Source organism: Lysinibacillus capsici, from assembly GCF_003367505.1.
In the GTDB taxonomy this organism is placed as follows: domain Bacteria; phylum Bacillota; class Bacilli; order Bacillales_A; family Planococcaceae; genus Lysinibacillus; species Lysinibacillus capsici.
Genome location: NZ_PXXX01000013.1, coordinates 150,488 through 166,890 on the forward strand (window position 1 = coordinate 150,488; position 16,403 = coordinate 166,890).

General features: G+C 37.7%; 14 protein-coding genes. 1 reads left to right on the top strand and 13 read right to left on the bottom strand.

What is annotated here, in order from left to right; translation table 11 throughout:
- Window positions 1-103: 103 nt before the first annotated feature.
- The 9 genes from C7B89_RS12340 to C7B89_RS12380 all read right to left on the bottom strand — a co-directional run bounded on the left by C7B89_RS12340 (window position 104) and on the right by C7B89_RS12380 (window position 8,703).
- The gene (locus tag C7B89_RS12340) at window positions 104-991 is read right to left on the bottom strand and encodes a LysR family transcriptional regulator (RefSeq protein WP_048391978.1); all 888 of its coding nucleotides are present in this window, start codon (window positions 989-991) and stop codon (window positions 104-106) included.
- A 68-nt stretch (window positions 992-1,059) separates the two neighbouring features.
- On the bottom strand, window positions 1,060-1,500 hold the full coding sequence (gene cbpB, locus C7B89_RS12345; RefSeq protein ID WP_004224640.1) for a cyclic-di-AMP-binding protein CbpB: 441 nt from the start codon (window positions 1,498-1,500) through the stop codon (window positions 1,060-1,062).
- A 197-nt stretch (window positions 1,501-1,697) separates the two neighbouring features.
- Window positions 1,698-1,937 carry a hypothetical protein gene (locus C7B89_RS12350; protein ID WP_048391979.1) on the bottom strand — a complete coding sequence of 80 codons (240 nt, stop codon included), beginning with the start codon at window positions 1,935-1,937 and terminating at the stop codon, window positions 1,698-1,700.
- A gap of 63 nt (window positions 1,938-2,000) precedes the next feature.
- On the bottom strand, window positions 2,001-2,768 hold the full coding sequence (gene fadH / locus C7B89_RS12355) for a 2,4-dienoyl-CoA reductase (protein WP_048391980.1): 768 nt from the start codon (window positions 2,766-2,768) through the stop codon (window positions 2,001-2,003).
- A 151-nt stretch (window positions 2,769-2,919) separates the two neighbouring features.
- Complete coding sequence (locus tag C7B89_RS12360; RefSeq protein ID WP_115673821.1) at window positions 2,920-4,104, bottom strand: iron-containing alcohol dehydrogenase; 1,185 nt, start codon at window positions 4,102-4,104, stop codon at window positions 2,920-2,922.
- 15 nt (window positions 4,105-4,119) lie between these two features.
- Entirely contained in the window at window positions 4,120-4,881 is a 762-nt protein-coding gene (locus C7B89_RS12365; RefSeq protein ID WP_115673822.1) for a 3-hydroxybutyrate dehydrogenase, read from the bottom strand.
- A gap of 12 nt (window positions 4,882-4,893) precedes the next feature.
- Window positions 4,894-6,210 (bottom strand): GntP family permease, encoded by a 1,317-nt coding sequence (locus C7B89_RS12370; RefSeq protein ID WP_054549811.1) that lies wholly within the window; start codon window positions 6,208-6,210, stop codon window positions 4,894-4,896.
- A 63-nt stretch (window positions 6,211-6,273) separates the two neighbouring features.
- Complete coding sequence (locus C7B89_RS12375) at window positions 6,274-7,794, bottom strand: CoA-acylating methylmalonate-semialdehyde dehydrogenase (protein WP_115673823.1); 1,521 nt, start codon at window positions 7,792-7,794, stop codon at window positions 6,274-6,276.
- A 15-nt stretch (window positions 7,795-7,809) separates the two neighbouring features.
- Window positions 7,810-8,703 carry an NAD(P)-dependent oxidoreductase gene (locus tag C7B89_RS12380; RefSeq protein WP_115673824.1) on the bottom strand — a complete coding sequence of 298 codons (894 nt, stop codon included), beginning with the start codon at window positions 8,701-8,703 and terminating at the stop codon, window positions 7,810-7,812.
- Window positions 8,704-8,938: 235 nt separating this feature from the next.
- Here C7B89_RS12380 and C7B89_RS12385 point away from each other — a divergent pair, with 235 nt between their 5' ends.
- Window positions 8,939-9,550 (top strand): TetR/AcrR family transcriptional regulator, encoded by a 612-nt coding sequence (locus C7B89_RS12385; RefSeq protein WP_048391986.1) that lies wholly within the window; start codon window positions 8,939-8,941, stop codon window positions 9,548-9,550.
- A gap of 46 nt (window positions 9,551-9,596) precedes the next feature.
- On the opposite strand, the gene C7B89_RS12390 is transcribed toward C7B89_RS12385, so the two are convergent.
- From C7B89_RS12390 to C7B89_RS12405, 4 genes are all read right to left on the bottom strand, one after another.
- Complete coding sequence (locus tag C7B89_RS12390; protein ID WP_115673825.1) at window positions 9,597-11,603, bottom strand: GGDEF and EAL domain-containing protein; 2,007 nt, start codon at window positions 11,601-11,603, stop codon at window positions 9,597-9,599.
- A gap of 29 nt (window positions 11,604-11,632) precedes the next feature.
- Complete coding sequence (locus C7B89_RS12395) at window positions 11,633-13,789, bottom strand: RNA degradosome polyphosphate kinase (protein WP_115673826.1); 2,157 nt, start codon at window positions 13,787-13,789, stop codon at window positions 11,633-11,635.
- The gene (locus C7B89_RS12400) at window positions 13,786-15,333 is read right to left on the bottom strand and encodes a Ppx/GppA family phosphatase (RefSeq protein ID WP_115673827.1); all 1,548 of its coding nucleotides are present in this window, start codon (window positions 15,331-15,333) and stop codon (window positions 13,786-13,788) included. The genes C7B89_RS12395 and C7B89_RS12400 overlap by 4 nt, the downstream gene beginning before the upstream one ends.
- 165 nt (window positions 15,334-15,498) lie before the next feature.
- The gene (locus C7B89_RS12405) at window positions 15,499-16,401 is read right to left on the bottom strand and encodes a chemotaxis protein (RefSeq protein ID WP_048391990.1); all 903 of its coding nucleotides are present in this window, start codon (window positions 16,399-16,401) and stop codon (window positions 15,499-15,501) included.
- Window positions 16,402-16,403 lie beyond the last annotated feature (2 nt).

The following is a 16,403-nucleotide window of genomic DNA, read 5'->3' on the forward strand; positions in this document are numbered from 1 at the left end:
TTTTGTTCCATTTCTTATGTTATCTTCATTAATATTCATAAACTCTTAAGAATTCTACAATGCAAAAAGGCAACTCCAAAACAACCTGGAGCTGCCTGATTTTCTATTTAGTATAATCAAACAAACACCGTGCATGATCCTGCACTACTTCCACAAACGCCTCTACTTGTCTTAATTCAAAAGAGGATTCATAACCAATTAACCAAGTATCGCGTGTAAGACCAAACTCTTTTTCATCATTTGATAGAGGGATTTTGTGAATGGCATCGTGGTCATTTAACGTAATAGAAGGCAAGATCGCATAACCGATACCATTTAATGCCATTTGCTTGCAAATTTCAATTTGATCCACTAAAATTTGTTTTCTTGGATTCGAGGCAAAATGCTGCTGCCACCATTGCTGAATTTCTTGATAATAGTTGGAATCACTCTTATATTGAATAAATGGACGGTCTGTCTTTAACACATCTTCAATTGTTTTAACCTCTTTGTCCACTAAATAAAGAGTATCTCTGAAAAGGTGGATCTTTTCTCCTTTCCAGTCAACTTGGCCTCGTACAATGCCTACATGGGCCTCGCCCTCGTAAAGAGCCTTCACAATTTCAGAACTCCAGCCAGTCATCAGTGATATTTTAGCCTCTGGATATTTTGACACAAACTCCTTCAAGATTTTTGGTAGCCAGTTCTGACCAACAATGGATGCACAAGCAATTTTCAATGTCCCGTTTACCTTTGTCGTTAAGGATTGAATCGTTTCAAATATTTCTTCCTTTTTGGCTAGCATTTCCTTTGCATAAGCAATAACTTGTTCACCAGCAGGTGTTGCTGTTAAACCTTTTTGTGAACGAATAAATAATTGTGCACCCCAGTCTTTCTCAATCGTTTGCAATCGTTGTGAAAGGGCTGGTTGGGATAAAAATAGACGTTCTGCTGCTTTCCGCATATTGCGTTCTTCAGCTAAGATTTTTAAAATTTCTGCCTCTGTTGCCATCAATCTGTAAACCTCCAATACAAGCAAAGAGGGCCTCATGATTTTCATCTGAGTTCCCTCTTAAGCTACTACTCTTTTTGATAAATATATTTTTTCAATTGCTTTAAAATAACACGTCTTGTTAATATCCCTGCGAATGTACCATCTTCGTCCACTACACATAAAAAGGCGTGGTTAATAACTAAATCCAAAGCACGCTGGAAAGTATCCGTCAGCTTCAATACAGCGATCTCTTTTTCCATAATAGAGTCAACCTTAATATCAGGTAGCTTTTCATATTCAATATGCTCAAGTCCAAGAATCGATTCGGTAATCATTTTCATGCTAAGTAAACCTTGAAGTCGATATTTCAAATCTAATACAGGTATGGACGAGTACCCTGTACGTGTTAGTACAAGGAGTGCATGTTCCGCACTATTTCCACTTTGTACATGCGCAACTTTTTCAGAGGAAATGATAAAATCACTAATTGGCATTGCTAATAAGTCTTTGCTGTTAGTTGAAATCATGAACTTCTTCTCCTTTTCTGTCCTCACTGTGTAGAACAGTCCTTCCCTTTCATCATATCACAACTTTTCTATGTATGACCATGACCAGGCCGAGAAGAGTTTTTCATGAACAATGAATTATTTTAGCCTTTACAGCAAAAACTTAGAATATCTTCATCCAGTCAAGTTTTTCGTGACCGAATGAAGATGGTTCTTAACTAATAGCCCGCCTTACTCCAGTAGTAAAAAATCATGATCCCTAAAAAAAGCAAAAAAATTGCATAGACCCAAACAATTGGGTTCAACATCGTTGCATATTCTTCAACTGTTTCTGAAATAGGGGTATCATTTTCAGATTTCCGTTCAGAAGTCATTTTAGCTATTTTTAACGTATAAACAAACGAAATAGCAGAAATGATCACAATGGCAATAATTGCTGGTATTAACCACATACCCATCGGCAAAACTCCTTTCTTTACCCTTAGTATGCGTCAACCCAGCTATTCGTTATGCAAAGATTTTTAGAATGGATATTGATTGAGCCACTGCCCACCATCCAAAGTTACACATTCTCCATTCATATAACTTGCTTTATTAGACATCATAAATGTAGCTAAATCAGCAATTTCTTCTGGTGTTCCTATACGGCCTAGTGGAACAGAATCTAGTGTACGAGCTGCCGCTGCTTCTGATTCCCAAAGCTTATCGGCTCCACCAGTACGCTCGATCGGACCTGGTGCAATAGCATTAACCCGAATCCCATACTGTTTCCCCCACTCAACAGCTAGCGTTCTCGTCAATGATAGTACCCCTGCTTTTGCTGCAGCTGAATGGATCACTCCTGCTCCTGCATTCCAAGCATACGTCGCTACCATATTTAATATAGACCCTTTGATCTTATTCTCAATCCAATACTTGCCTACTGCTGAAGAGCAATAGAATGTACCATTTAATACAATATCTACGACAGCCTTCCAGCCATTCGGTGATAAATCCTCTGCACGTACAATAAAGTTACCTGCTGCATTATTCACAAGCCCATCCACTTGACCAAATTTTTCAATAGCAAATGCGAGCATAGCCTCAGCATGCTCAGGTACACGTACATCCATTTGGAATGTCTCAATAGAGGGACCAGCCTCCGCTATAAATTTCTTTGCCTCTGCTAATCGTTCTTCGTTACGACCTGTTATGACAACATTAGCTCCCTCAGTTACGAACTGCTTTGCCATATACAGCCCCATACCACTTGATCCACCCGTAATAATAATCGTTTTCCCTTGCAACATTCCATTTCCCCCTTTGTTAAAAATGAATGGTGATTCACTAAAAGTTTACTATATATTCTCGAATATGTCATATTAATTCTATAGAATGCGAGTTTATTTTCTGAAAAAATATAAAAGAGCCATTCATTCAATGAATAGCTCTCCAATATCATTAAAACTCATACGTATAGGCAATTTTATATAGCTCCATTAACTCTTCTAAAGTTGGTATCTTCGGATTGTTACCAGGACTCCCACTTGCAAGTGCATCCTCAGCCATTTTAGGAATGGCCTGATAATAAGCATGCTCCTCGATTCCCCATTGCTTTAAATTGCCAATTTTCATATACTTACACATATCTTTAATGGACGTAATAGCAAGCTGAGCAAGTTCCTCTTGCGATAGACGTTCTTTTGTTTTATTAAAAAATTGTCCTAAATCTGCCAATCGATCTATACAAGCGTCTATTGAATAATCTAGTACAGCTGGTAAAAGCATCGCATTGGAGATGCCATGCGGTACGTGGAAAAGTGCCCCAATCGGACGAGACATTCCATGTACAAGGGCAACAGAAGCATTAGAAAATGACAGCCCTGCCTGCATCGAACCCAATGACATCGCTTCCCTAGCATCAACATCATCTCCATATTCATAAACCCTTATGATGTTATTCACAATTAATTCCATAGCAGATAAGGCGAGCACATTCGAATAAGGATGAGCTAAACGTGATAAATAGCTCTCAATGGCATGGCTCAATGCATCTATTCCAGTTGCTGCGGTAATTGCTGGAGGTGAGGTAATGGTTAAAATAGGATCAACAACCGCTATAGTGGGCATAAAAGCTGGTTGCTTAATCATCATTTTCACATCACTTTTTGTATTGGTAATAACAGTGGCATCTGTTGCTTCAGAGCCTGTACCTGCTGTTGTTGGTATCGCAATGTGTGGAATTGGTGCTTCAGCTGCAACCTTTGCCATTTTCATATAATCTCCTATGTAGCCGCCATTTGTAGCCACTACTGCAATCGCCTTCGCCGTATCAATACAGCTACCACCACCAACAGAAATAATGACATCACAGTTTTCTTTCTGCAAAAGCTGCAATCCCTCTGCTACATACGTATCATCTGGCTCAGTTGTCACCCCTATATATGAAACGACGTCTATCCCTTGGGTCTTTAACAGTGTATGGCATTTCTTGATAAAGCCTAAACTGTCCATAATTGGATCACTAATAATTAATGCCTTTGAACCTAGTTTTTTCGCATACTCTCCTACTTCTTCAAATGAATCTCGACCATATACAATCGTTCCTGGAGAATGAACAGTAAAGATGGTTTTTGTTTGAATCATATTTTCCCTCCTAAGCTATTGAGCTGTATAGCCACCATCTAATAGAATGGCCTGGCCGGTTAACCCCTTTGCTACATCACTTGCTAAATATAATGCAAGTCCTGTAATTTCTGAGACATCAAGTAAACGTTTTTGCGGTACAAGTGGATATAACACTTGTTCAAGAACTTCTTCCACTTGAATACCCCGTGTCTGTGCTAAGTCCATAAACTGATTACGTACTAATTCCGTGTCAACATACCCTGGACAAATAGCATTTACCGTAATTCCATCTGTCGCCACCTCTAGTGCCGTTACCTTAGTAAGCCCAATCACACCATGCTTTGCTGCATTATATCCTGCCTTCCCAGCAAACCCAATGACACCATTGATGGAGGCCATATTGATAATACGACCAAATTGATTTTTCTTCATATGTGGTAACGCATACTTCATCGCCACAAAGGGAGCAACGACCATCACTTTTTGCATTGACTCAAAAATTTCTGTCTTAAAATCCTCAATAAGTGACACATGTTGAAAACCTGCATTATTGATTAAAATATCTAATGTTGAGAATTTATTAATCGTAAAATCAATGGCTTCTCTTATCGCTTGTTCTTCTGTCACATCACATATATAGGAAGTTAAAGAGGGGTATTGTGCGACGGCTTCCTCAAGAAGCAGTTCATTTTTATCTGTTATCACAACATTAGCCCCTTGCTCAGCAAATGCTTGTGCCATAGCAAGACCAATACCACGAGCTGCCCCTGTAATAAAAACCGTTTTTCCTCGCATACTTCATCCCTCCTACATCCCTAATGAGAATAATATGATTGCAAGTATTGTACCTATGATAGGGATAATAACCGTCAAAGCTCCAAATGGCATATATGCATCCTTATGCTTTTCATTACATACTGAATTGATGGTTGTCACAACATATCCTCCGTGCGGCAATGAATCTAGGGAACCAGATGCTATAGCGATTGTCCGATGCAACGCCTCTGTATCTACACCCATCTCGATATAATGCGGTGCTAGTAAGGGCATAGCAATTGTTTGTCCCCCTGATGCTGAACCTGTTAAACCAGCAATAACCGCAATTGCTAAGGCTCCTCCAATCAGCGGACTGCCAGGGATATTGGTCATTACATCAACAGTTGCAACAAAGGATGGTGTTGCTTTTACTACCCCGCCAAAGCCGACAACAGCCGCCGTATTTGCAATGGCAATAATAGCACCCATTGCACCTGCTGCTAATGTTGCGCCAACTGACTTTGCATATTTGTAACTCACTAAATAAGCAACGATACAGCCACTAGTTAAGGCTACAATTAAAGCAGAGGTTCCAAGTGAATCATGGAAAATATAAGAAATGACTAAAACAACTAATAATGGTATGAGACTCAAAAGGGGACTCGGAAGCTTTCTTGTTTCATCAGCTACTGGATCGGTGGAGCGCTCAATGAAAATTTCCCCATTGTTAACAGCGCGTTTAATCATCCAATTCAGCCAAAGCGAGCCACCAACGGCCATAAAAATAGCCACGACAATACTAACTTGCCAACCTGCATATGGAGTTGTACCAAGATATGGAATTGGTATCCAATTTTGAATCTCAGGTGAGCCTGCTGATGTCATCGTAAATGTGACAGAACCTAGGCCCAGCGCAGCAGGAATAAAACGTCGTGGAAAGTTTGCTTGTTTAAATAAACTAATAGCCATTGGATAAACTGAAAAGGCTACGATAAAAACTGAAACACCACCATATGTGAGTACTGCTGCAGCTAAAACTACAGCATATGTGGCATATTTCACCCCTATTTTTTCTACAATCCATTTAGAGACACTATCTGCAGCGCCTGTGTCCTCCATGACTTTGCCGAAAATGGCGCCCGCCATGAACATTAAATACCATGAACCAACAAATCCGGTGAACCCATCCATATAGCTCGTTAGAAAGTTGGCCTGATCTTTATCAGCTGTTTGAGGAAAAAATGCAAGACCGTTTGTTAAGGCTGCTAACAGCGCAGTTAACGGTGCTGAAATAAGTAGATTTACACCCTTCATTGTTAAATAAACTAATAATGCTAAACTACCAAAAAGACCAATATACTCTAACATTTACACCCCACCCATCCCCTTTTTTAGAAAAAGAGCAGTATAACTCTACAGCTCTAGGTTTTATTAGTCGTTATTGCTTGGGAATGCAAACGTGGATGCTGAGGAGGCATTGCCAGCCATCCAACGCTCTGAAATTGTCTTAGTTTTTGTAAAGAATCGTGCTTGATCTGGGCCAAACATATGCCCCTCACCAAAACGAGATCCTTTAAAGCCTGCAAAGTTATGGTAGCCAACAGGAATTGGAATTGGTACATTGACACCAACCATGCCAACATCAATTTCTGTTGTAAATTTTCGAGCTGCTAATCCATCATTCGTAAAGATTGTGACACCATTACCTAGCTCATGCTTATTGATAAGTGTAATAGCTTCCTCTAAGGAATCTACACGAACAACATTGCGAGCTGGACCAAATATTTCTTGCTCGTAAACTTCCATGCCTGGCTTTACATGATCTAATAATGTAGGCCCTACATAAAACCCTTTAGACTCTTTGACAATATCAAGTTCTCGTCCGTCACAAATTACTGAAGCTCCTTCGGCTTCCCCTCGATTAATTGCAGTAAGAATTGCTTCTTTTGATTGCTGAGAAATAACAGGGCCAAAATCTGAATCAGGGTTTGTATATGGGCCTACTTTCAGATTAGAAATTTTTTCCTTAAGAATATCTACTAGGCGATCAGCAGTATCCTTTCCTACAGGCATGATAGTAGATATTGCCATGCAACGTTGGGATGCTGCTCCATAAGCTGCACCAATAAAGGCATTAGCAACCTGTTCAAGATCCGCATCTGGCATCACGACCATATTGTTTTTACCACCACCAAGAGCCGTGACACGTTTACCGTACTTTGATCCTGTTTCATAAATATATTTAGCTACTGGTGTTGATCCAACAAATGAAATCGCTTGCACAGCTGGGTTTTCTAAAAGTTCATTGACCGCATCTTTATCACCATTGATTACTGTCCAAATACCATCAGGCAATCCCGCCTTCTTCCAAAGCTCACTAACATATAATGAAGTCATTGGCACACGCTCAGATGCCTTTAAAATAACCGCATTTCCTACAGCAATGGCCATACTCGTTTGTGCTAGAGGCACCATGATGGGGAAATTAAATGGAGAAATTGCTGCCACAACCCCTAATGGATATTTTGCAGAATAAGCATTTATTTGACCTCCAACATTTACGGAGTATTCTCCTTTCATTAAATGTGGCGCACCAATGGCTAAGTCAACAGATTCAAGTCCTCGTGTAATCTCACCTTTGGCATCTTCAATCGTTTTACCGCTTTCAGTACAAATGATTTGTAATAGCTCTTCCATATTTTCAGTGATAAGGTTACGGAACTTTAATACAATTTCTGCACGCTTAGCCACTGATGTATCACGCCAAGCCGGAAATGCTGCTTGAGCTTGCTCGATTGCATCTTGTGTTTCCTCTACTGTTGCAAGGGGTACCTTAGCAATGACTTCACCTGTTGTTGGGTTAAATACCGAACCGAATCGGCCACTTTTTCCTTCAACCAATTTGCCACCAATAAAATGTGTTAATGTTTTAACCTCTTGTGTCGTTGTCATATCCATTTCCTCCTCTTAAAATTGTTCTAGTTTACATTTTTCTTTTAAACTTAAATAAGCTGCAGACATATCTTTTTCTCCATAGCCCTGCTGAGCAATTTCACTATAAAGATCCACTAACTTTTCGCCGATTCGTAGCGATACGCCTGCTTCATCCGCCATTTCCTTAGCTAACTTCAAATCTTTTAATAGTAGATTTGTCGAAAAGCCCGGCTCATAATTATCATTTTTCATATATTCCAAATAATTACGTTCATAAATACGGCTTTGCCCATAACTATTATTTAATACTTCATAGAGCGTGTCTGCCTGAATACCCATTTTTTCGCCAAGTACAATCGTTTCAGCAACTGCCTCTGTGTAAAAGCCAATCATTAAGTTATTGAGTAATTTAATTCGCGTTCCTATACTTGAAGATGTGCCTAAATGATAAATATTTTTACCGACTATTCTGAATATTTCACTAGCACTTATATAATCATCTGTGCCACCACCAACCATAATAGTTAATGTCGCATTGATAGCCCCTATGACACCCCCACTGACAGGCGCTCCCAAATAACGTAATCCCAAAGCTATAGCTTCTGTATGTAACGTATCATTCAATTCGGGATTAACAGTACTAAAATCAATCAGTAGGCACCCTTTCTTTGCATGTTGTAAAATTCCTTGCTCTGATCGATAAACCAATTCTACAACCTGAGGGGTAGGCAAGCTTGTCATAATAACATCACATTTTTTTGCAATATCCATAGCTGTCTCAAGGCCGAAACCACCTGCTGCTGCGAATTGTTCCATTGCTTCCGCATTCGTATCGAAACCATATACCTGATAATCTGCTCTTAATAAGTTAATAGCCATCGGTAAACCCATATTCCCTAAGCCAATAAAACCCAATTTTTTCTTCATTGTGACCTCCCCATTCCTTGAAAATACAACAGAAAACTTGATGAGATACTAGCCAACTTTCATTTTTTAAAGTAACATTAGTAACGAGATAACATCATTGACCGCAGTCATTGACTTCGGTCATTTAAATCATAATCAATCGAAATCCATCTCGTCAATTAAAAAATTAATATTTTCAGAATATTTTTTACAAAAGATATTTTACAATATTTAATATAGGAGGTATTAGCTACCAATGGAAACACTCACAAGCAGACAGAAAAAGGCATTAGAAACACGTGAAAAATTATTGAAAACTTCTTTAGATTTATTTAACAAGCATGGTTATGAACATGTTTCTGTTGAACAAATTACAAAGGCATGTAATGTTTCAAAGGGTACATTTTATACACATTTCCCATCTAAATATGATGTTATTTTAGAAAAATTTAAGGAGCTTGATAATTTTTATCGTACAGTTGAAAAAAATATTGATCCCACATTACCAGCAAGTGAAAAAATACTCTTAGTGTATCAAGAGCAAATGAGATATTTAACCAATATTGTGGGAAAGGATTTATTACGTACAGTATATACGGCTGCTATGACAAACCAAGTAGAACAGGATCATTATTTAATCAATCCACAACGTAAGATTTTTCAGATAATGAATACATATATCGAGGAAGGAATTCAACATGGGGAATTTAGACAAGATGTTTCTGCTGCTACCATACAAACACTTATTCAGCGCTGTATGCGTGCGAATGTCTATGATTGGTTGATACATAGTGAAGACTTTGACCTAGCCTCTGAAATGGCGCAATTCACAGCAATTGTCTTAAACGGTCTTAAAAACGGCAAATAAAAAAGTAGCACTTCATCTATTTTGTGATGAAAGTGCTACTCGTTTTCTAGCTTACAAAATATTGTTGTACAATCGTTTCAACTGGTAATGGTTTATTATACAAATAGCCTTGCCCTTTTTGACAACGATGGCGTTTGAGAAAATCAACTTGTATTGGTTCTTCAATTCCCTCAGCAATGACCTCTAATCCTAAATTATGAGACATCGAAATAATGGCTTTTATGATGGCTTCATTTTTGTCATCCTTTGCTATATCTGCAATAAATGACTGATCAATTTTAATAATATCAATCGGATAACGCTTGAGATAACTTAATGAGGAATAGCCTGTCCCAAAGTCATCCACAGACACATAAACACCTAATTGCTTCAGTTCTGTAAGAATCGAAAATGTTTCATGTACATTTGTCATGGAACTTTCGGTAATTTCTACTTCTAATAATTCAGGCGGTACACCATATTTCTTTAAAGCTGTTTTAATTTTTCGGGCAAAATTTTCTTTTCTAAACTGTTTTGGGGATATATTGACTGCAATCCGTACAGGACGATATCCTTTCGATTGCCATTCTTTTTGGTAACGACATACCTCATCAATAATCCAATCACCGATTTCAATAATCAACCCTGAGGCTTCCGCAATAGGAATAAATTGTGCTGGTGATACAAAACCAAATTTACGGTTATTCCATCGTAATAATGCTTCAAAGCTATTGATGCTATTATTTGCTAAATCCATTTGCGGTTGTAGATGAAGACTTAGCTCATTAAATTCAATTGCTCGACGTAAATGTGCCTCCATTAATGCTTCGTTTGGAAAAATGGCCGTCATATCTTCACGGTAGTAGCGATAATGTGAACGACCATGTTCTTTAACAGAAAATAAAGCTTTATCTGCTTTCCGTACAAGTGTCTCGATATCTTTACCATCTGCTGGGCTAAGTGAAATCCCAATCGATACGCTAATAAAATATTCCTGTCCATCTATCATAAATGGCTGTTTTAATACGTCCATAATCAAGTTTGCAGTTCGTTCAATTTTTTGGATGGTTGCATCTTTTAGCACAAAAATAAACTCATCACTATTATATCGATATAGCGAACACTTTGAGTAGCAAAGCTCCCGTAACCTATGACTAAACATACGCATCAAATCATCTCCCTTGCTCTCGCCAAGGGATTCATTAAACTTTTTAAAACGGTCAATGTCAACTAAAATAAGAGCGGCTTGCTTATGCTCTTGCTTTTTATCATTTAAATGCTGTAGCCAATGCTCCTTAAAAGCTTTTCGATTCCAAATACCTGTTAATTCATCCATCAGTGCTAGGTAATAGAATGCTTCATGATCATTCATAAATGAATTAGCATCTTTAACAAATAGGTGGACACCCACAACTTCACCATTATAATAGGTTGGATGCGTTCTTAAATAAAAGGGCTCTTTGCTTAGTAAATCACCTTTCAATAAGCATTTAGGCATGCCAAACGCTGAACCTTCGATTGTTTTGGTAAATAATAGTTTAAACTCATTGAGATATTTACTTTCGAGTAATGAAAAAATATCTAGTCCAATTAGACTGTGCTGCTCTCTCGATAGTGTAGCAGTAGCAGCAATATTTTGATGAATTATTCGACCTTGTAAATCTGTCGTTAACACTGGACTTATATGTTGTTCAATGAACTGTAAATAGGGATTTTCTTCAAATGGTGTCGCTCGAAGAATAATGGCAACTATTGATTCAGAAAAGTGCTGAACATGAAGCATAAATGTTTTCTCTTGAAGACCGTTACCTAATTTTAGAGTATGCTGTTTATTGATTTCTTCAATTAGAAATCCCGACAATTGCAGCCAGCATTGCTTAGTAAAAAAGTTCTCAGCGTTTTTGGCTGTTATATCCTCCAACTCAATCATTGACGATAGCTTTTCATTAAATTCAACGACCTCAAACACTGTCTTATCAACTTGTCTCAAACAAATGATTGCATCAAATGGATTCAGTTGCATGAGCTGTTGATATTCTGCAAATGGCGCTACATTTTCTCTACATTTTTTCATTCTATCCCTCACTAAGTAGCGTGTTTGCTCTATTCTTCGTCTAGCGTAGGCTTTAATGCATCCTTCAAGAAAATTTCCTGGCTATTTAATGGATCTTCGCTACGATCAAACTCTTTATAATGATACTTACCATTAGAGTCTTGAATACGGGCTTTGGCAGTATCCATTAATTGTGCATTCATTATGTCAATAATACGAGTTTTTGCTTCACTTGCATATACAGGGAATAAAATTTCCACACGTTTAATCATATTGCGTGTCATCATATCTGCAGAGGATAAATATACTTTATTTTCCCCATTATGATGGAACCAATAAATACGAGAATGTTCAAGGAAACGACCAACAATACTTGTTACGGTAATGTTCTCACTAATACCTGGGATTCCTGGTCTAATACAGCATATACCACGAATAATAAGCTCGACCTTTACACCCGCAATCGATGCCTCATAAAGCTTCATCATTAAATCTTTGTCTGTCAATGAATTCATTTTTGCACGAATAAAACCATTTCCATATTTTTTATGACAGGCAATTTCCTCATCCATTAACCGAATAAACTCATCGCGTATATCAAATGGTGCAACGACTAAATGATTAAAGGTAGGTTTTTCTGTATAACCACTTAAGTAGTTAAAGAAATTTGTCGCATCAATGCCAAACTCTTTATCTGTCGTTATTATGCCCATATCCGTATAAATTTTTGCAGTAGCATCATTATAATTTCCTGTACCCAAATGGACAAAACGTTCAATTTTGCCGTTACGACGACTAACGACTAGCGTGATTTTTGAGTGCGTTTTTAAATTATTCATCCCATAGATCACAAGACAACCTGCTTGTTCTAATTGTTTTGCCCAGTGCACATTGTTTTCTTCATCGAAGCGAGCCTTTAGCTCCACTAATACCGTTACTTGTTTACCGTTTTCAGCGGCAAGTTTTAACGCTTGAATAATCGGTGAATTTCCGCTTACTCGATATAATGTCTGTTTTATAGCCAACACATTCGGGTTGATAGCGGCCTCAGAAATAAAATCAACAATAGGGGCAAAAGATTCATATGGATGATGGAAAAATATATCCTGTTGAAGTGCTTTTTCAAAAATATTTTCGTCAGACTGTAAATCTAAAGGTGGCTGTGGGATAAAGCTTTCATATTCTAAATGCTCACGACCTACTGAAATACCTTTCACAAAAGAGAACATAAACGTTAAATCCAAAGGACCATCAATATGGAAAACATCCGATTCTTCTATTTCGAATTCATCTAGTAAGTATTGCAGCACTTCCTCGTTCATTTCTCCAACTCGAACTTCTAAACGGCTTCCTACTCCCCATTTTCGCTTTTTCAGCTCTTTTTCGATCTCCACGAGAAGATCTCGAGCCCCTTCTTCATGGATAGTTAAATCTGCATTTCTTGTTAAGCGGAAGGCTTGTGCTGATTTTACGCTATAGCCATAAAACAGCTTTTCAATATGCGCTACTATCACATCCTCCAATAAAACTACAACTGTCTTACCTTCTTCGGACGGTACTTTTATATAGCGATCTAACACTGATGGAACCTGGACAATCGCCACTTTTTCACGACTTTCAAGATCTGACTCATCCTGCTCTAACAGCACTAATAAATTCAAAGTTTTACCAAGCAAGGTTGGGAAAGGACGATATGCATCCACTGCAACAGGGGTTAAAACAGGGAAGATAGTTTCTGCAAACATTTCATTGATAAATGATTTTTGCTTGCTATTTAAATCTTTCATGTCCGCAATATGTACATTATGTTGAGGTAGTAAATCATAGATTAAATGTCTATACACCTCAGTTTGTCGACGCACTAATGCTTGTGTGCGTTCTGCTATTTTGGCCAACTGTTCCTTCGGCGTTAAGCCAGATTTGTTTTCGGGCTTATGAAAACCAGCACGTACCTGGTCCTGTAAGCCTGCAACACGAACCATAAAAAATTCATCTAGATTGGAACTAAATATAGCTAAAAATTTTAAACGCTCGAGCAGAGGATTATTAATATCCTCTGCTTCCTCTAGCACGCGTTCATTAAAGGCAAGCCAGCTTAATTCACGATTATTATAATATTGAGGCTTTGCAATTTCCTCTAACAATAGATTGTAGTTTTCGGAGAACTCTTCCCCATGTAGCTCGTTTTTCGTTACTTCAGTTGTCATCCATTGTTCCACCCTTCTTCAATAAAATTGATCTTCATTGGGATTTTTAATGCACGTTCTAAATGCTTTCTATGTCGATTGGCTTGATACTTTTCAGCCGCAGCATTCTTTTTTACATAAATATTAAGCTGAACATGATCTTCTTCGGTGTGCATTTCAATAGCATGTACTATATTGCGTTTTGAAACATTTAATGCATAGACAAATTTTAATAACGCTCCGAAATCTCTTATTTTACGATGTTCCTCCCGACTCATCCATGTAGCAAATGGAGCAGCAAATCGTTCGAAATAATCTTTATTTTTATAGGAGGCAAGAAGTGCTAGTTTTACTCGTTCTAAATGATTTAAACCATCAATGGATTGATTCGCAATTAAATAAAAAGTATGTTGGCTTGAAGAGCTTAATTCGATATACTCTCCTATATTAAAAACCTTCGCCGCTTTTGCTAATAAATGCAAATCTTCTGGATGATATTGCAAGTAGCCTAAATGACAACATTCACGATACAATTGGTCTGCTAAATGCATTAAATAATCTACTTCCACTTCACTCCGACCATACTGACGTGCTAATCTTCTAGCATTTCCTTCAAATACATTATATTTATCAAATGCCTTTGTATCTGTTTGCAAAATCCGTTGAATAATGAGTCCCTCACGTAACCCTCGCTTTGTCAGTTGGAAGGTCTCACTACCAACTACCTCCATCAACACTCTAAATACCTCTAATGCAGGAACAATGATATCTGCACGGTCAGATGAGAGACCATCCAATTGTTTCAATTCCTGAAAGCTTAATTGCCCTAAAAATAAGCTTAAATCATCCAAATTTTCCTTTGTCATTTCATAACCATGTACGCTGGCAATAGGATAATCATGCTTTTGTTGATGTATTTGAGCAATATTACGCGCACTACCACCAATTGCGATAATAGGTAGAGCAACATTTTTTATCCAAGGGAGTGTTTGGAACTGCTCTTTGACAAAGGCAAGAAGCTCTTTTTTCTCACTACTATTGATAATGTCACCTTTTACAAAACGTTGCTTTAAAGAAACTGTCCCAAAAGGGAAACTATGTGATTGCTGAATTTCTTTATTTTCAAACAGCGTAATTTCGGTACTACCACCACCGATATCGATTGTTACGGCCGATTTCGTACCCATGGAATAAGCAACAGCAACGTAGCCAAAATAGGCCTCTTCCTCTTCTGATAAAAGCTCTATTTGGATACCAGTCCGTTCTTTCATTTCCTCTATAATTTTGTCTCGATTAGTGGCTTGTCGAATAGCCGCAGTCGCAGCAGCTTTTACATCTGTTACTTCAAAATCCTCAAGCATTGCTTTAAATGTTAATAAAGTTTCTGATAACACTTGAATACCTTCATCAGACATCTCTCCTGAGGGCTGTAAATATGTACGCAAACGTGCTACCGTCTTAATATTTCCAAGCTCATGAAGTCCCTCTTCATTATCATATTGATATAATACTAATCGTATAGTATTGGAGCCGATATCAATAATAGCTGTTTTTAATTCATTCAAATAATCACATCCTTCAAGCATCTACCATTTATTTTGTTCATAATATTTGGACATATACAAAAAAATCGGACCCTCTTAATTAAGGCATCCGACTTTACTTTCATTTATTTATACTTGCAGGATACCCATTATTAAAATTGAGAAGTATCATGTAAGCCATGGTGATTACAGAATAAGTTGGTCAACACGTAAAATGAGCTCTGCAATTTCTGGCTTACTTATTTGATCCTCAGCCCCTACTTGATCACCTTTATGACGAAGGTCATCTGTAATTAGACTTGAAAAAATGATAACAGGAAGCTTTTGAAGATCGGGATGCTCTTTGATTTTTCGTGTTAAATGATGGCCATCCATTTGTGGCATTTCAATATCCGTTACCACCAATTGAATATGCTCTGCTATGTCACTACCACTCTTTGCAATTCCCTCTAAGTATTCATAAGCATCGCGGCCATTTTCAAAGAATTCAACATTGTCATAACCAGCTTCACTCATAGTATCAAACAGTAATTTACGTAATAACGGTGAATCTTCTGCAATTAAAATTCGCTTTCCAGATCGCTCACGTTTACCGAGCTTTTTAACAGATTCCACACTAATTCCTGATGCAGGATTGATATCCACCATAATTCTTTCGAAATCTAGTAATAGAATCATTTGCTCATTCTGTTTAATCACACCAATTACTTGTGATGTACCCCCTTGATACATATCTGAAGGCTTTTCGATTTGATTCCAAGAAATACGATGAATTTGTGTTACATTATCTACATGGAAAACGACACGTTGTTTATTAAATTCTGCGACAATATATTTTTGTTGTGGATTACGCTCAGCACCTTGAATTCCTAATACTCGTAGCATATCTACAACAGGTAATACCTCACCTCTTAATTGAATGATTCCTTCTACATGCGGGTGCGCGTGTGGGATAAACGTTACTGGGATCGGTTGAATAATTTCTTTTACTTTAATAACATTGATGCCAAACTTATTGTTTGCTACTTCAAATTCAACAATCTCTAGCTCATTTGTGCCACTTTCTAATAATATTCCTTTATGTTCCAATG